The following is a 17486-nucleotide window of genomic DNA, read 5'->3' on the forward strand; positions in this document are numbered from 1 at the left end:
ATTCATGAACAACGTGCTAGCCGAAATCAAAGAGTTTGAGCGCGACCTAATCGTGATCAGGCGCGACATCCACAAGCACCCGGAAACGGCGTTCGAAGAACATCGCACCTCCCTACTGGTTGCTGATCTTCTTACCGAGTGGGGGTTGGAGGTTCACCGAGGACTGGCCCATACAGGGGTGGTTGGTACGCTAGTAGGCACCTCACCAGGCCGGACGATTGGCCTGCGCGCCGATCTCGATGCCCTCGATATCGAGGAACGCTCGCAGTGCGAACACAAGTCCGTTCACGAGGGCAAAATGCACGCGTGTGGCCATGACGGCCATACCGCCATGCTGCTGGGAGCAGTACGCTACTTTTCGTTGAACCGAGACTTCCCCGGCACCATTCACTTCATCTTTCAACCAGCCGAAGAAGGGCTTGGCGGCGGTCGGGTGATGGTCGAGGAAGGCCTATTCAAGCGCTTCCCCTGTGACATGGTGTTCGGCATGCACAACATGCCAGGTATCGCTGCTGGTAACTTCGCCATCTGCCCAGGCCCAATGATGGCAGCTAGCGACACCTGGACGGTGACATTCTTTGGTTCGGGCGGCCACGGTTCGATGCCACATCTGGCAACCGACGCGACTCTTGCCGGCGCAAGCTTCATGACGAGTATCCAATCTATCGTTTCCCGAAATGTCGCGCCCCACGACTCTGCCGTCCTCAGTGTCGGCTACATGCACGGCGGCAATTACAACTCGGCAAACGTCATCCCTTCATCGGTTGTCGTTCGAGGGACTGCCCGCAGCTTCCTGCCGGAGACACGCGACCTGCTTGAAAAGCGCATGGCCGAGGTTGCCGAGGCCTGCGCAATGGCAAACGGCTGCACCGTCGAATTCGACTACCATCGCCGTTATCCATCGGTGATCAATGCTCCCGCAGAGACCGCGTTGGCTGTCCGCGCTGCAACTGAAACCGTGGGCGAAGAACGGGTGAACCCTGAGCTCAAACCCTTAACCGGCAGTGAGGATTTCTCCTTCATGCTGAAGGAAGTGCCTGGTGCATACATTCTCATCGGAAATGGGCGAGAGGATGGCTACTGCGCAAACGTCCACACGCCCAACTACGACTTCAATGACTCGATCCTGGCTACTGGTTCAGCCTACTGGGTCAATTTGGTGAAGGTAGCCAACAGCTAATCCCTCTTCTATGCACGTTCCATCCAACCGGTGTAGGCGCATCGGTTGGAGCCGAGGACAAGCAGCGGGGCCGTATTGGGGAGCACGTAACCACAACGAGCAAAGCTCCTGAAGGAGTATCGTGTGCCAGGCAAGCGAAGGCGTACATGTACCCTGGTGGGAGGTTCTCGATGAAGATCACAGCTATGGAACAGGCCGAATCGGTCAGTGATGTCCTGTGCGACGTTTGTGGTGCTAGCACGCGTGTTGAAGGGTATGGATTGCAATTTGGCACTCTTCGCGCCAGTTGGGGGTATGGCTCGTCCCATGACGGCGAGCGCTATGAAGTCCATCTGTGCGAGCCCTGTTTTTTTGGGACGCTTTCAGGCCTAAGACGTGAGCGCATGGTGAACTTCATGTTCAGTGATGAGGACCAAGACCTCAGCGATTTTGGGCGCGTTGCTCGCGATGATCTGTTCAAAGACGGCGGCAACTCCTGATCTCGATGTTGGTCACAGTTGTAGGTGCCTCTCCAATTCGCAGACCCATAGCGATCCAGATAGTCGAGCGTCTGAATGCGCGACAGACTTTATTCTTTAGCTGTTCCCTGGTTTCTACGGTTTCGAGGGGGCGCGACAGACTTTAGATGCACACTATCGTATAGGCGGGGTCACGGGGCACTGGGCCTTGCGTCGGCAAGGTGCGACAGACTTTATTCTGTAAGATCAACGGCGCCCCTTGGGCGCCGTTTCTATTTTGGGCAATAGGTGAAGGATTCAGCCTCCCGCTTGGGGGTGGGAACATATGTCCAAGCGGTATCACGAATGCAATGCAAAGCCGCTTGAATCGTTGCCGTGTTCAGGAGGTCAAACCTGCTGAGCGGGCCGGAATGCCGGATTGAAGGTGCTTGCGGCCGGCGCTATCGAGAGAAACTATCAACTCGATAGCCTGACAACTTTATAGGTTGGTCTACCTTTCCAGTGTTCTTGGTGAAGGAGGAGTTCCTATGCTTGCGCAACTTCCGCCGGTCATCCGCGATCTGAAATTACCCCTGCGGGTGCTGCTCTGGGACGGCAAGGAGATCGAACTTGGCCCCAACCCCACCGTGACCATGAGGGTGAAGGATCCCAGCGTGGTCTCCTTGCTGGCGCGACCCAGCCTCGACACTCTGGGAGCCGCCTATGTGGAAGGACGTCTGGAGCTGGATGGGCCGATCCTGGAGGTGATTCGCGTCGGCGATGCACTGAGCGAGGCGATGATCGGCAAGGAGGATGAGTCGGTGCCGGCGCGCCAGTCCCACGACAAGGCCACCGATGCCGCTGCCATTTCCTACCACTACGACCTGTCCAACGATTTTTACGCTCTATGGCTCGATCGGGAGATGGTTTACTCCTGCGCCTATTTCCCCACCGGCACCGAGGACCTCGGGACTGCACAGCTGGCCAAGCTACACCACCTCTGCCGCAAGCTTCGCCTCAAGGCTGGCGAGTACCTGCTCGATGTCGGCTGTGGCTGGGGTGGGCTGGCGCGCTTCGCCGCACGCGAGTATGGCGTTCGTGTATTCGGCATCACGCTGAGCCGTGAACAGCTGGCCCTGGCGCGTGAGCGGGTGAAGGCCGAGGGGCTTGCGGGCCAGGTCGAGCTGGAACTGCTGGACTATCGCGACCTGCCGCAGGATGGCCGCTTCGACAAAGTGGTCAGCGTCGGTATGTTCGAGCACGTAGGTCATGCGAATCTGCCGGTGTACTGCCAGCGCCTGTTCGGCGCAGTACGCGACGGCGGGTTGGTGATGAACCATGGCATCACCGCCCGGCATCCCGACGGTCGCCCAGTCGGCCGCGGCGCCGGGGAATTCATCGACCGCTACGTATTCCCCCATGGTGAGCTGCCGCATCTGGCCACCATGGTGACCGAGCTGAGTCTGGCTGGAATGGAAGTGGTGGATGTGGAAAGCCTGCGGCTGCATTACGCGCGGACCCTCGAACTCTGGAGCGCCAATCTGGAAGCCAATCTTGCCAAGGCCTCCAGGCTGGTGCCCGAACAGGCGCTGCGTATCTGGCGGCTGTATCTGGCGGGTTGCTCCCATGCCTTCCAGAAAGGTTGGATCAATCTGCACCAGATCCTCGTGACCAAGCCCCATGCAAATGGCTCCCATGAGTTGCCCTGGAGCCGCGCCGACCTCTACCCCGGATAGCGCCAGGCATATTCGGCGACGGCGTCGTGCGCGTGGAGGCTCTCTGCGTGCACGACCCGTAGTCGGAACCCCTCCTGCCAATCCTGCTGTTGCAATGCGCTGCCCAGGCGCCTGGCGGCATCCTCGCAGAACATCAGATTTTGGCCGTTGGCCAGGGCGAAGGCCTGTTCGTCTGCGCGCCTGACTGCGGTCTGTACAGCTGTGCCGAGTGCGGCTTCCGCCAGGTCGGCCAGGCGCCGAAGCGGCATGGTTCCCTCCGCGCCCAGGCGCAGCCAGATCGTGGCATTGCTGCGCTGGCTATGGGGCGTTGCGACGATTCCTTCACTACTCCCCAGCCAGGCAAGAACCTGTTCCGGGTCCAGTTCGTGGCCGGAAAAATCTTCGGCGAAGCGCTGCTGGATCAATTGTCGGGCCAGGGCTGCTGAGCACGGGCAAGTGGAGGAATAGGCCAACTGCAATTGAAGTTCCACGTGAAACCCCCATGGATCCTGGCGTGCACAGACTTCGAAGGGATAGCTCTTCCAGCCAGCTAGTTGGCTCACCAGGGCCGGACGCTGCAACAGAACCTCCCCATGCAGCCGCAAGCCGGCACTGGAGGACAAGCCCCGATGGCTGTCGAGGAAGCGATCCAGGACCCGGTGCAGCTGCTCAGCGGAGACCTCCTCCTGCTCCAATTCCTCCAGTGCCAGATAGAGACGCGACATATGGATGCCACGGGCGCTGCCGTCATCCAGGCTGACCCCGGCATCGACGCGGGCGGTAATACGCTGCCCTTCCAGCAAAATTGGTTGGGCGATACCGCACATGCCGACCCAGTTCAGGGGGAGGGAGAGGGAGGCACTTTCGGAGGCTACATCCGGCAAGACGATGGCATTCATCGGGAGGCTCTTGAAAAGAATGAACAATGTTATGTTATAACAAATTAAGCATTGAAGATCGCCACCATGCCAGACATTTCCCTCAGCCGCGAAGAACTCCTGGCCCAGCCTGCCGAGGCCTATATGAACCGGGCACAGCGGACGTTCTTCCGCAACTTGCTGGAACGCCAGCGCGAAGAACTGCGTCAGCACATCGACAGTGAATTTGGCGCCCTGCGAGAAGTCGAGCCCGTCAGCGACGCCCTCGACCTCGCCAGCCGGGAGGAACAGCGCCTCTGGCAACTGCGGCTACTGGAGCGGGACAAGCGGCTGCTGGACAAGATCGACGACGCCCTGGAACGCCTGGCCAGGGGCGATTACGGCTGGTGCGAGGAGAGCGGCGAGCCCATCGGCTTGCGCCGGCTGCTGTTGAGGCCAACCGCAACCCTCTGCCTCGAAGCCAAACAACGCCAGGAACTCAAAGAACGCCACCAGCGCCCCGCCTGAAGGACACCACCATGGACACACGCCTCCCCGTCACCCTGCTTTCCGGCTTCCTCGGCGCCGGCAAGAGCACATTGCTCAACCACGTGCTGCGTAATCGAGAGCGATTGCGCGTGGCCGTGATCGTCAACGACATGAGCGAGATAAACATCGACGCCAGCGAGGTTCAGCGCGATGTCAGCCTGAACCGTGCGGAGGAGCGCCTGGTGGAGATGAGCAATGGCTGCATCTGCTGCACCCTGCGCGAAGACTTGCTGGAAGAAGTCAGCCGGCTGGCCCGCGAAGGTCGCTTCGATTACCTGCTGATCGAATCCACTGGCATCTCCGAACCGTTGCCCGTGGCTGAAACCTTCACCTTCCGCGACGAGCAGGGTCGCAGCCTCTCCGACCTGGCGCGCCTCGACACCTTGGTAACGGTCGTGGATGGGGTGAACTTCATGCGCGACTATCAGGCTGCTGAAGACATCGCCAGCCGTGGTGAATCTCTTGGGCCGGATGATGAACGAGCGATCAGCGACCTGCTGATCGAACAGGTGGAATTCGCTGACGTGCTGCTGATCAGCAAGGCCGACCTGATCTCCAGCGCCGAGCGTGACGAGCTGACCGCGATCCTGCGCCACCTCAACCCGGGTGCCGAAGTCTTGCCAATGGTGATGGGGCAGGTGGACCTCAGGCGCTTGATCGATACCGGCCGCTTCGACTTCGATCGCGCCGCCCAAGCGCCGGGCTGGCTGAAGGAGCTGCGAGGAGAGCACAAGCCTGAAACCGAGGAGTACGGCATCGCGTCCACGGCCTACCGCGCGCGACGCCCCTTCCATCCCCAGCGCTTCTTCCGCTTTCTCGACCGCCAGTGGAGCAATGGCCGTCTGCTGCGATCGAAGGGCTACTTCTGGCTGGCCAGCCGTTACCGCGAGGCGGGCAGCTGGTCCCAGGCAGGTGGATTGATGCGCTACGAGCTGGCGGGTTCCTGGTGGCGCTTCGTCCCCCGCGAACGCTGGCCCCAGGACCAGGAAGAACTGCACAGCGTCATGCAGCACTGGACTCCGGATGTGGGTGACTGTCGCCAGGAACTGGTATTCATCGGGCAGGGCATCGACTTCGAACGTATGCGCGCCGAGCTGGGCGCCTGCTTGCTGGATGACGAGGAAATGGCGCAAGGACCGCAAGGCTGGTCGTTGTTGCCTGACCCTTTCGACCCCTGGCATGTCGGGGAGCTCGCCTGATGTTGGTGAACCTGTCGAGCTGCCCGCCCCGGCAGCTACAAGGCGACAGCCCGGATGTTCTGGCGGAGGTGCTGCGGGACGAGGTCAACCTCGCCGTCTGGCAACGCCAGCTTCCACCGCATGTCCAGGGCTTCGCCAATAGCCTGCTGGGCTTGGGCGAACCGCTGGCCGAGTCCCTGTGCATTGAGCTGCAGGAGGGTTACGACAGCCCTGAACTCCCCACCCTGGCTGCCGGATTCGCCGATCTGGAGGGCTATCAGGGCTTCGTCGCCGACGTTGGCTGGCTGGTGCGGGCCTTCGCCTGCCTGGTGGACGCGCGGCGCATTGGGCTGCGCCTGCGCCGCCTGGACAGGGCCATGTGCCCGCGCTTTCACGTCGATCATGTGCCGCTACGGTTGATTACCACCTACGTGGGGGCTGGTAGCCAATGGTTGCGGGACGGTGCAATGTCCCGTTCAGCTCTGGGCGATCCGTCCGCTAAACCGGCTGGGGATGTGGATAACCAGCAGTTGGCTGCGGGTCACGTGGCGCTGTTCAAGGGCGAGAAGTGGCTGGGCAATGAAGGCCGTGGAATTATCCACAGGTCGCCCCAGCTTACGCCCGGAGAAAGCCGCTTGCTGCTCACGCTGGATTGGCTGGGGTAGGTGCGAAGCCCTATTCCCACTTTCCCTGGCTCTGGGTTTCGCAGAAAGGCTTCAGGTAGCGCGCATCGCTGGCGACGCCGTAGTAGTGGATGTCCTGGCGGTACAGCTGGTTGCTGACCTTGGCATTGCGACAGACGCCAAAAGCGCCGCTGGGGCAGTTATCCACAAAGCTCACCTCCACTTTCTGCCCTTTCATTTCCGGCTTGCAGAAGCCGTCACGAAAGAGTTGCGGCGGGATGCTACGGTTCTCCTGACAGAGCTTCACGTCCAGTCCATCGCCCTGGCTGTGGACAACACAGGCTTCGGCATGGGCTTCGACTGAGAGCAACAGCAGCAAAGGCAGCAAACAGGCGCGCATCGGAGGTCTTCCAGAACATGAAGGCAGCGACTCTAGCACGGCGCTTTCTAAGCGGGTTGTGAGCAAGCACCATATCCCAATGCTTACTCACATCCCTACCCATCTCATCGCCGGGCCCTTGGGCGCCGGCAAGACCAGCCTGATCCGTCAGTTGCTGGCACAACGGCCTGTCCACGAACGCTGGGCGGTCTTGATCAACGAATTCGGCCAGATCGGCCTGGACGCGGCACTGCTGGCCAGCAGCGACGACGGCATCGCCATGGCCGAAGTAGCAGGCGGCTGTGTCTGCTGTGTCAACGGCGCGCCCTTCCAGGTTGGGCTGGGCCGGCTACTGCGCAAGGCGCGGCCGGACCGGCTGCTGATCGAACCCTCCGGACTCGGACACCCTGTCGAGCTACTGCGACAGCTACGCGAACCGCCGTGGGAGGGCGTTTTGGCGCTACAGCCGAGCGTCATGGTGCTGGACGCGGCGGCGCTGGCTACGGGCCAGCTACTGCCAGACAGCCAGCGGGAGGCGCTTCTGGATGCTGGCTTAGTGCTACTAAACAAGGCCGAAGACCTGGATTCGGCTATCTGTGAACAACTTGCCGCAACATTGCCAAGTGTTCCCCGGCTGTGGACGACGCACGGCATGCTAGATATCCAGAAGCTTCCAGGAATCCATGCACAATCTGGAAAAGCTGTTGGTATCAACGACTTACCAACAGGTGTGGATAAACAACCGATTCTGTGGAGAAATTCTGCCGAACCGGTCTGCCAGATACAGGCCGGTGATGACGGTTGGAGCATCGGTTGGCGTTGGCATCCGAGCCAGCGATTCGATCCGATCCGCCTGCAGACTTGGCTGGCCAGCCTGCCCTGGCGCCGCGCCAAGCTGGTGGTGCAGACCAGCGCTGGCTGGCTGTCCGGCAACGCCCTGGGAGGCGCACCGATCCATTGGCAGGCCAGCGAATGGCGCAAGGATTCGCGATTGGAACTGATATTCGCCGGTCCCCAGGACGAGGCGGCGTTGAAGGCTGGAATGGCGGCTTGCCGGTTGGGCTGAGAGATGGTCTGTGTATCGCCGGTGTCGATTCGCCTGCCCGGGCTCGCAGGATGAAACCGCTTGGGTAGGGTGCGCTGTGTGTTCAGCCGGGGGATATAGGTGACAGGTGCCGGTCCAGGCCAAACGAACTTAGCTGCCCCGTTCAAAGCAAAAGCGCGAACCTGCGGTTCCCTTGGCGATTGAAATCGCCCCTACAAGGAACGCACCCGGATGCATTCCCCCAGAAACGAAAACGGGCCCCGCAGGGCCCGTCTGATGCTGTCGATCCTTTCCGGGATCAGTCCATACGCGAGTGGGTGCGGGTGTCTTTCATGAAGACGTACACCAGCAGCGAGCAGGCGATGCAGGCGGTGACGTACCAGTAGAAGCCGCTCTCCATGCCGATGCTCTTGAACCACAGGGCGATGTACTCGGCGGTTCCGCCGAAGATGGACACGGTCAGCGCATACGGGAGTCCCACGCCCAGGGCGCGGATCTCGGTAGGGAAGAGCTCGGCCTTCACCACGGCGTTGATCGAGGTGTAGCCGCTGACGATGATCAGCGCCGCCATGATCAGGAAGAACGCGCCCCACCAGGTCTCGATGGTGTGCAGGGTGCTGAGGATCGGGTAGGTGAACAGGGTGCCCATCACGCCGAAGGCGATCAGGATCGGGCGACGGCCGATCTTGTCGGAAAGCCCGCCGACAATTGGCTGCAGCAGCATGAACAGGAACAGAGTGGCGGCCGAGATCATGGTCGAGTCGTCCTTGCTCATGCCCACGGTGTTCACCAGGTACTTCTGCATGTAGGTGGTGTAGGTGTAGAAGGCCAGGGTGCCGCCCATGGTCAGGCCCACCACGGTCAGTACTTCCTTCGGGTGGCGCAACAGGGTGCGCAGCAGGCTTTCCTTCGGCTTGTCCTTCTTCTTGGTGAAGGACTCGGTCTCTTCCATGCCGCGACGCAGGAACATGGCCACCACCGCGCACAGGGCGCCGATGAAGAAGGGTACGCGCCAGCCCCAGCTTTCCAGCTGTTCGGTGGTCAGGGTTTGCTGGAGGATGATCAGCACCGCCAGGGCGATGAGCTGGCCGGAAATCAGGGTCACGTACTGGAAGCTGGAGAAGAAGCCGCGTTGCTCCTTGGTTGCCATTTCCGACAGGTAGGTGGCCGAGGTGCCGTATTCACCGCCCACCGAGAGGCCCTGCAGCAGGCGCGCGACCACCAGCAGGATCGGGGCGGCGACGCCGATGGTTTCGTAGCTCGGGGTCAGGGCGATGATCAGCGAACCGAAACACATCAGCAGCACCGAAGCCAGCAGGGCAGCCTTGCGGCCCTTGCGGTCGGCGTAGATACCCATCAGCCAGCCCCCGATGGGGCGCATCAGGAAGCCCACGGCGAAGATCGCTGCGGTGTTGAGCAATTGGGCGGTCATGTCGCCCTGGGGGAAGAAGGCTTTGGCGAAGTACAGCGAGAACGCGGCGTACACGTACCAGTCGTACCACTCGACCAGGTTGCCGACCGAGCCACTGAAAATCGATTTGATGCGTTGCGATGTCGTGCGGGGTTCTGCAGAGGCAGCCAGGGTGCTGGAGTTATCCATCATCTTTCCTCGACGCGTAGTTGTTGTTGTGGAGGCGCTGCTCTGTGGCGGCGCGCTTGGGCACTGGGCACTTAGCAGGAGCTGTGCCAGGGGAGGAAATGCCCGGAATAGAGGGGTTTCAACGTGATACTGCGGCGCTCATGCGCGGAATCCTGCCGATGCCTGAATAGCGATGAGCAAGATTCCGCCTATCTCGAAGCTCAGGCAGGCCACTGTTTGTGGGGGCGATTTCAATCGCCAAGCGGGCCGCAGGTTCGCCCTTCGATCTGTCAGACGGCCGCGGTGCTGCCCTTGGCGAATGAATGCGCCCCTACAGATCCTCACCGCGGAGGAATTCACTGCGCACCAGGCCGTGGCGGGCCATCTTTTCGTTGAGGGTGCGGCGTGGCAGCTGCAGCAGGGTCATCACGGCCTTGATGTCACCCTGGCTACGCGCCAGGGCCTGGCGCAGGCATTGTGCTTCGTAGGCTTCCATCAGCTCGGCAAGGGAAGGCTCGCCGTCCTTGCGCTCAGCCTGCCCTGTGGATAACCCCAGGACATGGCGTTCGGCGGCGTTGGACAGCTCGCGTACGTTGCCCGGCCAGTCGTGGGCCAGCAGCTGCGCGAGCTCCGCCGGGGTCAGGATGGGTTGCGGCCGTCCCAGGCGCTCGCTGGCCTGACGGGCGAAATGTTCAAAGAGCAGGGGAATGTCCTCGCGCCGCTCGCGTAGGGCCGGCAGCTGCAACTCAGCCACGTTGAGGCGGTACAACAGGTCCTCGCGGAAACGCCCGGCGCGAACTTCATCGCGAAGGTCTGGCTTGGTGGCGGCAACCACGCGGATATCCACAGCGATGCTCTGGTTCGAACCCAGACGCTCCAGGCGTTGCTCCTGCAGCACCCGCAATAGTTTCACCTGCTGCGCCAGGGGCATGCTCTCGATCTCGTCGAGAAACAGGGTGCCGCCATGGGCGTGTTCGATCTTGCCGACGCGCTTGCCCTGGGCGCCGGTGAACGCGCCGCTCTCGTGGCCGAACAGCTCGCTCTCGAACAGGTTCTCCGGGATGGCAGCGCAGTTCAGCGCCACGAAAGGCTTCCCGGCGCGTGGGCCGAAGTCATGCAGGCAGCGTGCGACCATTTCCTTGCCGGCACCGGTATCGCCCCGCAGCAGGATATTCACCGGGGTTGAGGCCAGATCCAGCACCTGGCGGCGCAACTGCGCCATGGCGCGGGAGACGCCGAGCAGGCGCCCGTCGAGTTCGTCCTTGAGCTCCGCCTGGACCCGCAGGCGACGGTTCTCCTGCACCAGCCGGCGTTTTTCCAGGGCACGGCGCAGGCTGTCCAGCAGGCGCTCGGCGGTGAAGGGCTTCTCGATGAAGTCATAGGCACCCAGGCGCATTGCCTCCACGGCCTGCGGTACGTCGCCATGGCCGGTGACCATCAGGAAGGGCAACTCGCGGTCCAGCGCCTGCACGGCCTGGAGCAAGGCCATGCCATCCATGCCGGGCATGCGCAGGTCGCTGATGACCACGCCGGGGAAATCCCCGTCGAGGTGTTTGAGGCAGTCCTCGGCGCTGGACTCCACCTGCACTTCGAATCCGGAGAGCTCCAGCCACTCGCGCACGGCGTCACGGATGGCCGATTCGTCGTCGACGAAGATCACCTGGGCTGTCATGGCACTTCCTCTCTGGCTTTATCCACAGGCAGGCGCAGGCTGAATAGCGCGCCCTCGGCCTGGTTGGCGGCGGTCAGCGTGCCGCCCAGTTCGTGGACGATGGCGTAGGAAACCGCCAGTCCGATGCCCAATCCGGCACCGGCCGGCTTGGTGGTGAAGAAGGGGTCGAACACCCTTGGCAGGTCTTCCTCGCGAATACCTCCACCGTTGTCGGCCACTTCGAGCAGCCAGTGACCGTCGTCCCGCCGAAGGGTTATCCACAGTTTTGGCTCGGGCTTTCCGGCCACGGCGTCGAGGGCGTTGCGCAACAGGTTGACCAGCACCTGTTCGAGGCGGATGGCATCACCCGAAACCCAGGCCGGCACGTTCAGCTCCTGGCTGATCTGAACGCGGGCATCGCGCAGGTTGGGGGTCAGCAATTGCAGGGACTTATCCACAACGCTACCCAGCTCGAGGCATTCGCGCAGGCCTCCGGGCGTCTTGCGTGCATAGGTCTTGAGGTGCCCGGTCAGGGCGGCCATTCGCTGTAGCAGTTCGTCATGACGCCCCAAGGCCTTGCGCGCTTGCTCCAGTTGGCCGTTATCGAGCATGAGACGCAGGCTCGCCAGGTGCATTTGCAAGGCGGTGAGCGGCTGGTTGATCTCGTGGGCAAGGGCTGTGGACATCTGTCCCAGGGCGGCGAGCTTGGCCGCCTGGATCAGCCCGTCCTGGGCCGTGCGCAGGGCCGCGGTGCGTTGTTCCACCAACTGCTCCAGCTCCTCCCGGCTGCGCTGGCGGATACGAGCCAGGCGCCAGCGCTGGTGCAGGAACAGGGCCAGGAAGAATACCGCCAGCCAGGCTCCACCGGCAGCAAGGCTGGCGGCGCGCGCACTGCTGGCGGCTTCCTGCGGAATGCGCAGCAAATGCAGGGTCCAGCCTTCGCTGGCCAGCGGCAGGCTTTCCCAGAGGTAGTCAGCGGGGCCGTTAGGCCCCTCGACCCGGGCCAGCCGGCTACCTTCGCCGAAATCGACCCGAGTGTTGTGGATAAGTGGCGCAAGGGGCTGCTTGTCGTACTGGCGGGTGGCGGTCATTTCAGCGCGGCCCTCGGCGGAGATGGGCTGCAGCTCGCGGTAGCGCCATCCGGCCTGATTGGCGATGAACACCACGCCACGGGCGTCGCTGACCAGGATGATGTCCGAGCGTTGGCCCCATTCCTGCTCCAGTTCGGGAAACTCCAGCTTCACCACGATGGCGCCGATGAAGGCCTCCTCGATACCGCGCACGGCGCTGGCCAGGAAGTAGCCGGGAATCCCGCTGGTCACCCCTACTGCGTAGAAGCGGCCGCTGCCAAGACGCCGGGCTTCGGCGAAGTAGGGGCGGAAGCCGTAGTTGTGGCCGACAAAGCTGGTGGGCAGACGCCAGTTGCTGGCGGCCACGGCCAGGCCGTTGCGATCCAGCAGTTCAAGGGTCGTGGAACCGGCGGCGCGGTTCATCTGTTCCAGCTTGATGTTGAGGCTGTGCTGGGCATCTTTATCCACAGGTCCGGCCAGTGTCGCGCGTAGCTCCGGGTCCAGCGCCAGCACGGCAGGCAGGGCGCGGAAGCGGTCGATCAGCGTACGCAGGCTGCCGGCGTAGAGCGTCAACTGCTCGCGGGCCTGCTCGCCTTCATCGCGCAAGGCCTGGCGTTCGGCCTGACGGCCGGCCAGATGCATCGCCAGGAACAGACCGGCGAGTAGCAGCAGGATCAGCAGGGCGATGCGCAGTTGGCGGGAGATCAAGGCGTGGTGTCCCCAGGGCAGAGGCGGCGACGATAGCACGGCAGGCCCTGACTACTGCTCCTGGCGGGAGTCTGCGGATACACTTCGCGCAGACAACTTCAAGGCACGTTCGATGCAATTGCTCCCCTGGTCCCACTCCACTTCCGCCGGATTCACCCTGCGCGGCTGGCACACTCCGGCTTCCGGCAAACCGCTCCTGCACTTCCTCCACGGCAACGGTTTCTGTGGCCGCACCTACACGCCCCTGCTGCAAGCGTTGGCGGAAGATTTCGACCTCTGGCTCTGTGATATCCAGGGTCACGGTGACAGCGACCATGGCGGCCGATTCGTGGGCTGGAACCGCAACGCCGAGCTGGCGGTGGAGGCTTTCGAGGCTGGACGCCGGGAGTACGGCGATGTGACGCGGGTGGCGGTCGGGCACAGCTTCGGCGGAGTGCTGAGCAGCCTGATCCTGGCTCGTCACCCGGAACTGTTCAGCCGCGCAGTCCTGCTCGATCCGGTGATCTTCACGCCGGCGATGATCGGGGTGATGGCGTTCTCCGAAGTGCTCGGCCTGCACCGCCGCACCACGATGGCCAGCCGTGCCCGGGCGCGGCGCAATCACTGGGCCGATCGCCAGTCCGCGTGGAACGGCCTGTATGGGCGGGGGATCTTCAAGGGCTGGACCGAAGAGGCACTGAACGGCTATGTGGATCACGCTATCAAGGTTGTGGATAACGGCGTCGAGTTGAAGTGCCGCCCGAGTCGCGAGGCGGAAATCTTCAGCTCCTTCCCCAAGCGCCTGTGGCCGTCGCTGGGACGTATCGTCACGCCGACCCTGATTCTCCACGGCCAGCACAGTTACCCCTTCGTGGCCAAGTCGGTGGCGCGCCTGACCGCCCTCAATGGCCACGTTAGTGCACAGGCGGTGGAGGGTGGCCACTGCTTCATGCAGGAATTTCCCCAGGCCAGCGCCGAGCGCACGGCCGAGTTTCTGTTTCGCATGTCATGAGTGACCCGCGCCGGGAAGCGGTGTGGCTGGCGCTCTCCGAGCTCTGGCGCGATATCGAACTGGACGCCGCCAGCCTCGAAACCTGGCGCGGGTATTGCGCGGCAGCGGTTATCCACAGGACGAGCTGGAGGCCATCTACCGCCTGGAAGTGGCTCCTGTGGTCTGGCTGAATACCTGGACCACTGCGGGTGTCTGGGATGGCTTTGATCCCGCATGGCTGTTCGAAGGTTGTCGGCGCAACCAGAGATTGAGGACGTCGCGCCGACATCGGTGGCGCTGCCGCCTTCTGCGACGGCCATGACGTACGCCTGCGAACACCACTGGCAGGAGCTTATCCACAGAATGCTCCGTGTGATTTCGGGCCGCCCATGAAAAACGGGCCCGAGGGCCCGTTTTCAGATTAATCACTGGCGGTCAGTCCACCCGGCGTTTTTCATCCGGCTTGGGATGATTGCGTCGCCATTCGTTCATGTGGATAACCTTGTCGTCCCGCTCGATCTCGAGGTCTGAGCGGAAAGGATGGGCCTCGACATCGATACGGCCCAAGTGATTGCCGAACATCTGGATGCTGCCGGTCAGACGTTGTTCGCCGGTGACGGTGAATTCGAAGTCGTAGATGCGGGCCAGACGGCGGTTGCCCTTGCCATCGCGCACCATTGCCAGGCGGCGGAAGGCAACGTTGCCATCCAGCAGCTCCAGATCGAGGCGCGCGCAATGCTGCTTGGCGAGCGCCAGCGCACGTTCGCGCACACCATGACCGCGCCACAGCCAGGCTGCGCCGGCGGCGAACAACATCAGCAGGAATACGTCAGCCAGGCTCAGCATGTTGGCTCCAGAAACATAGACCCAAGCTTAAACCATCCTCGGTGGTTTCAGAGGGCCACCTCGATACGGATTCTTCCCTGTTGCTTGCCGCGGGAGAGCGTCGCATCGGTGCCGCCAGATTCAGCGGTACTGCTGCCGAACGGTGTGAATTCCGGAACATCCGGCCTGCGGCCATCTGTCCCAGCGACTAGGCTTCATCCCGAGCAGGCGCTTGGCTAGCATATGCGCCCCCCGTTCGACCGGCATGGAACCTACCTGTGACCTACGGCAGAGCACGACATCGCGGCGCCTGGCTTGGCCTTCTGGCCATGCTGCTGGTGCTCGTCGGTCCGCTGGTGTCCCAGGCGCGGGACATGGGGCAGGGTGGGGTACCGGCGTGGATGGATGAGTTGGCTTGTGCCACCGACCACGGCGCTCCCGGTCATGAACCGTCCATGCCCAGCCACGAGATGTCCTGGGCCAAGTGCGGTTATTGCACCCTGCTGTTAAATTCTCCCGCCCTGACGCAGGCCGGCCTGCACGGCCTGGACCTTGCCGGGCTCGCCAACCCGCAGCCGGCGCTGGCCACCTTGAGCGGCCACGGCGGCAGGGCGATCTTCCCTGGCGCACTGACTCGCGCTCCCCCCGTCGCGCTTTCCTGACCCACGCAAACCTTACCTTCTGCAGTGCATGGCCCGGCCCATACCGGCACCTGTGCGCGCAGGCTACTGGTTCATCAGGGAAGCACGACAATGTCGAAAAACGCTGTCTCCTTTTACAACCTGGCGTGGCGCTGGCATTTCTATGCCGGGCTGTTCGTCATCCCCTTCATGATCATGCTGGCGGTCACCGGCAGCATCTACCTGTTCAAACCGCAGCTGGACAACCTGCTCTACAGCGACCTGATGCAGGTTCGTCCCGCCGGCCCGGCGTTGACCGCCGACCAGCAGCTGGACAAGGTGCGGCAGGCTTATCCACAAGCCGCCGTCAGCCAGTACCTGCCGCCGCTGGATGCCGAGCACAGTGCGCAGTTCGTGGTCAGCCTCGACGGGCGCAAGACCAACCTCTTCCTCGACCCCTACAGCGGCCAGGTGCTGGGCACCCAGGACGCGCAGAACAACCTCCAGGCCATTGCCCGCTCACTACACGGCACCCTGCTGGTCGGCACAGTCGGTGATCGGTTGATCGAGCTGGCCGCTGGATGGGCGATCGTACTGGTGGTTTCCGGCCTCTACCTCTGGTGGCCGCGAGGGCAAGGCATGCGCGGCGTGTTCTGGCCAAGGCTGGCCATTCGCGGGCGACTTTTCTGGCGTGACCTGCATGCGGTGACCGGTTTCTGGGGATCGCTGCTGCTGCTGTTCATGCTGCTCACCGGAATGACCTGGACGGGCTTCTGGGGTGCGAAGTTCGCCGACGTCTGGAACACCTTCCCGGCGGCCATGTGGAACGAGGTGCCCAAATCCGACCAGCAGGCTCGTAGCCTGAACACCGCCGAAGACCAGACCGTGGCCTGGGCGGTGGAGAACACGCCGCTGCCGGCCTCCGATCCGCACGCCGCGCACAAGGGGCATGACATGGCGGCGATGACCATTGGTGCCGGCCAGGTGAGCTTGCAGCAGGTGGTCGACACCGCTAGCGACCGTGGCGTGGTACCGGGCTACAGCATCACCCTGCCGGCTGACGCCACTGGCGTTTTCAGCATCGCCGTGTTCGCCGATGACCCGCGCAACGACGCCACCCTGCACCTGGATCAGTACAGCGGCAAGGTGCTCGCCGATATCCGCTGGCAGGACTACGGCGTTGTCGCCAAGAGTGTCGAGATGGGCGTGGTGCTGCATGAAGGCAAGTTCTTCGGTCTCGCCAACCAACTGCTGATGTTCGGCGTCTGCTTGTTGATCCTGCTGAGCGCCGTGAGTGGTCTGGTGATGTGGTGGAAGCGCCGCCCGCAAGGTTCGCTTGGCGTACCGCCGCTGCGCCATGACCTGCCATTGTGGAAAACCGCGGTGGTGATCATGATCGGCCTCGGCATCGCGTTCCCGCTTGTGGGCCTGTCCCTCCTGGCGATCTGGGGGCTGGACTGGCTGGTGCTGTCGCGCATCGGCGGCAGCAAGGTGGTGGCCGGTTAGTCCGGCCAGCAGGCGCGGTGTTGTTGCCGCGTCCGCAATGGAGAGCAATCGGCGCCCGCCGGAGGTGGGCGCCAGTCAATCGAATGAACGGAGTTTCAACATGCGCAAGACCTTGCTGGCCCTGGGGGCCCTGCTGAGTTTCTCTGGCTCCCTGGCCGCCCATGAGTACAACCTTGGCTCGCTGCATATCGAACATCCATGGGCTCTGGCCGTGCCCGCGGTATCACCCAATGGCGCCGCCTACCTGGTTATCCACAACAAGGGCTCGGAGGCCGACAAGCTGCTCGGCGCCGATACCGCCCGTGCCGGCAAGACAGAGATTCACGAGCACCTGCACAAGGACGGCCTGATGAAGATGCAGCAGGTGCCGGACGGTCTCGATATCCCTGGCGGTGGCGAAGCGCGTCTCGAACAGGGCGGCTACCACTTGATGATGTTTGGCCTGAAGCAACCGCTGAATGATGGCGACAAGTTCCCCATGACCCTGCACTTCCAGAAGGCGGGCGACCTGGAAGTGGAAATCCACGTACAGAAGGAAGCACCGGCCGGTAACGCCGAGCACCAGCACTGATGCCTGCCCGCGGGGCCGTTCGG

17 protein-coding genes are annotated in these 17486 nt (G+C 62.8%); 11 read left to right on the forward strand and 6 right to left on the reverse strand.

What is annotated here, in order from left to right; translation table 11 throughout:
* Positions 1 to 4 precede the first annotated feature (4 nt).
* The 3 genes from E8E75_RS23435 (at position 5) to cfaB (ending at position 3353) form a co-directional block, all read left to right on the forward strand.
* Positions 5 to 1180 (forward strand): M20 aminoacylase family protein, encoded by a 1176-nt coding sequence (locus tag E8E75_RS23435; RefSeq protein WP_153919218.1) that lies wholly within the window; start codon positions 5 to 7, stop codon positions 1178 to 1180.
* Between the two features lie 170 nt (positions 1181 to 1350).
* Positions 1351 to 1659: a hypothetical protein gene (locus tag E8E75_RS23440; protein WP_280359831.1), complete on the forward strand. Its 309-nt coding sequence runs from the start codon at positions 1351 to 1353 to the stop codon at positions 1657 to 1659.
* 506 nt (positions 1660 to 2165) lie between these two features.
* The gene (cfaB, locus tag E8E75_RS23445; protein ID WP_153919216.1) at positions 2166 to 3353 is read left to right on the forward strand and encodes a C17 cyclopropane fatty acid synthase CfaB; all 1188 of its coding nucleotides are present in this window, start codon (positions 2166 to 2168) and stop codon (positions 3351 to 3353) included.
* Here cfaB and folE2 read toward each other — a convergent pair.
* Positions 3341 to 4231, reverse strand: a complete 891-nt coding sequence (gene folE2, locus E8E75_RS23450) for a GTP cyclohydrolase FolE2 (protein ID WP_153919213.1) — start codon at positions 4229 to 4231, stop codon at positions 3341 to 3343. The two genes, cfaB and folE2, sit on opposite strands and share 13 nt — an antisense overlap.
* 66 nt (positions 4232 to 4297) lie before the next feature.
* Between folE2 and dksA the strand changes: the two genes are divergently transcribed.
* The 3 genes from dksA to E8E75_RS23465 are packed head-to-tail and all read left to right on the forward strand — an operon-like array spanning position 4298 to position 6581.
* Positions 4298 to 4717 (forward strand): RNA polymerase-binding protein DksA, encoded by a 420-nt coding sequence (gene dksA / locus E8E75_RS23455; protein WP_120655318.1) that lies wholly within the window; start codon positions 4298 to 4300, stop codon positions 4715 to 4717.
* A gap of 11 nt (positions 4718 to 4728) precedes the next feature.
* The gene (gene zigA, locus E8E75_RS23460) at positions 4729 to 5937 is read left to right on the forward strand and encodes a zinc metallochaperone GTPase ZigA (RefSeq protein WP_153919210.1); all 1209 of its coding nucleotides are present in this window, start codon (positions 4729 to 4731) and stop codon (positions 5935 to 5937) included.
* Entirely contained in the window at positions 5937 to 6581 is a 645-nt protein-coding gene (locus E8E75_RS23465) for a DUF1826 domain-containing protein (RefSeq protein ID WP_153919207.1), read from the forward strand. The genes zigA and E8E75_RS23465 overlap by 1 nt, the downstream gene beginning before the upstream one ends.
* Positions 6582 to 6591: 10 nt before the next feature.
* Here E8E75_RS23465 and E8E75_RS23470 read toward each other — a convergent pair whose 3' ends face one another.
* Positions 6592 to 6939 carry an NADH:ubiquinone oxidoreductase gene (locus E8E75_RS23470; protein ID WP_153919204.1) on the reverse strand — a complete coding sequence of 116 codons (348 nt, stop codon included), beginning with the start codon at positions 6937 to 6939 and terminating at the stop codon, positions 6592 to 6594.
* A 79-nt stretch (positions 6940 to 7018) separates the two neighbouring features.
* On the opposite strand from E8E75_RS23470, the gene E8E75_RS23475 reads away from it, so the two are divergent.
* Positions 7019 to 7984: a CobW family GTP-binding protein gene (locus tag E8E75_RS23475; protein WP_153919200.1), complete on the forward strand. Its 966-nt coding sequence runs from the start codon at positions 7019 to 7021 to the stop codon at positions 7982 to 7984.
* Between the two features lie 277 nt (positions 7985 to 8261).
* Here the strand turns inward: E8E75_RS23475 and E8E75_RS23480 are convergent, their stop codons facing one another.
* The 3 genes from E8E75_RS23480 to E8E75_RS23490 form a co-directional block, all read right to left on the reverse strand.
* Positions 8262 to 9563 (reverse strand): MFS transporter, encoded by a 1302-nt coding sequence (locus tag E8E75_RS23480; RefSeq protein WP_120653857.1) that lies wholly within the window; start codon positions 9561 to 9563, stop codon positions 8262 to 8264.
* A gap of 310 nt (positions 9564 to 9873) precedes the next feature.
* Positions 9874 to 11214, reverse strand: coding sequence for a sigma-54 dependent transcriptional regulator (locus E8E75_RS23485; protein WP_153919197.1), 1341 nt, complete (start codon positions 11212 to 11214; stop codon positions 9874 to 9876).
* Positions 11211 to 12971 (reverse strand): ATP-binding protein, encoded by a 1761-nt coding sequence (locus E8E75_RS23490; RefSeq protein WP_256660890.1) that lies wholly within the window; start codon positions 12969 to 12971, stop codon positions 11211 to 11213. Before E8E75_RS23490 ends, E8E75_RS23485 begins: the two co-directional genes overlap by 4 nt.
* Before the next feature lie 112 nt (positions 12972 to 13083).
* On the opposite strand from E8E75_RS23490, the gene E8E75_RS23495 reads away from it, so the two are divergent.
* Entirely contained in the window at positions 13084 to 13962 is an 879-nt protein-coding gene (locus E8E75_RS23495; protein ID WP_153919194.1) for an alpha/beta hydrolase, read from the forward strand.
* A gap of 414 nt (positions 13963 to 14376) precedes the next feature.
* Here the strand turns inward: E8E75_RS23495 and E8E75_RS23500 are convergent, their stop codons facing one another.
* A complete protein-coding gene (locus E8E75_RS23500; RefSeq protein ID WP_153919190.1) occupies positions 14377 to 14787 on the reverse strand; it encodes a DUF3301 domain-containing protein in 411 nt (136 codons plus the stop codon).
* A gap of 257 nt (positions 14788 to 15044) precedes the next feature.
* Between E8E75_RS23500 and E8E75_RS23505 the strand changes: the two genes are divergently transcribed.
* From E8E75_RS23505 to E8E75_RS23515, 3 genes are all read left to right on the forward strand, one after another.
* Positions 15045 to 15428, forward strand: coding sequence for a DUF2946 domain-containing protein (locus E8E75_RS23505; protein WP_280359835.1), 384 nt, complete (start codon positions 15045 to 15047; stop codon positions 15426 to 15428).
* 90 nt (positions 15429 to 15518) lie between these two features.
* Positions 15519 to 16892, forward strand: a complete 1374-nt coding sequence (locus E8E75_RS23510; protein ID WP_153919187.1) for a PepSY domain-containing protein — start codon at positions 15519 to 15521, stop codon at positions 16890 to 16892.
* Positions 16893 to 16992: 100 nt separating this feature from the next.
* On the forward strand, positions 16993 to 17463 hold the full coding sequence (locus E8E75_RS23515) for a copper chaperone PCu(A)C (protein WP_120653863.1): 471 nt from the start codon (positions 16993 to 16995) through the stop codon (positions 17461 to 17463).
* Positions 17464 to 17486: the final 23 nt, after the last annotated feature.

Source organism: Pseudomonas sp. BN606 (assembly GCF_029873115.1).
Lineage (GTDB): Bacteria > Pseudomonadota > Gammaproteobacteria > Pseudomonadales > Pseudomonadaceae > Metapseudomonas.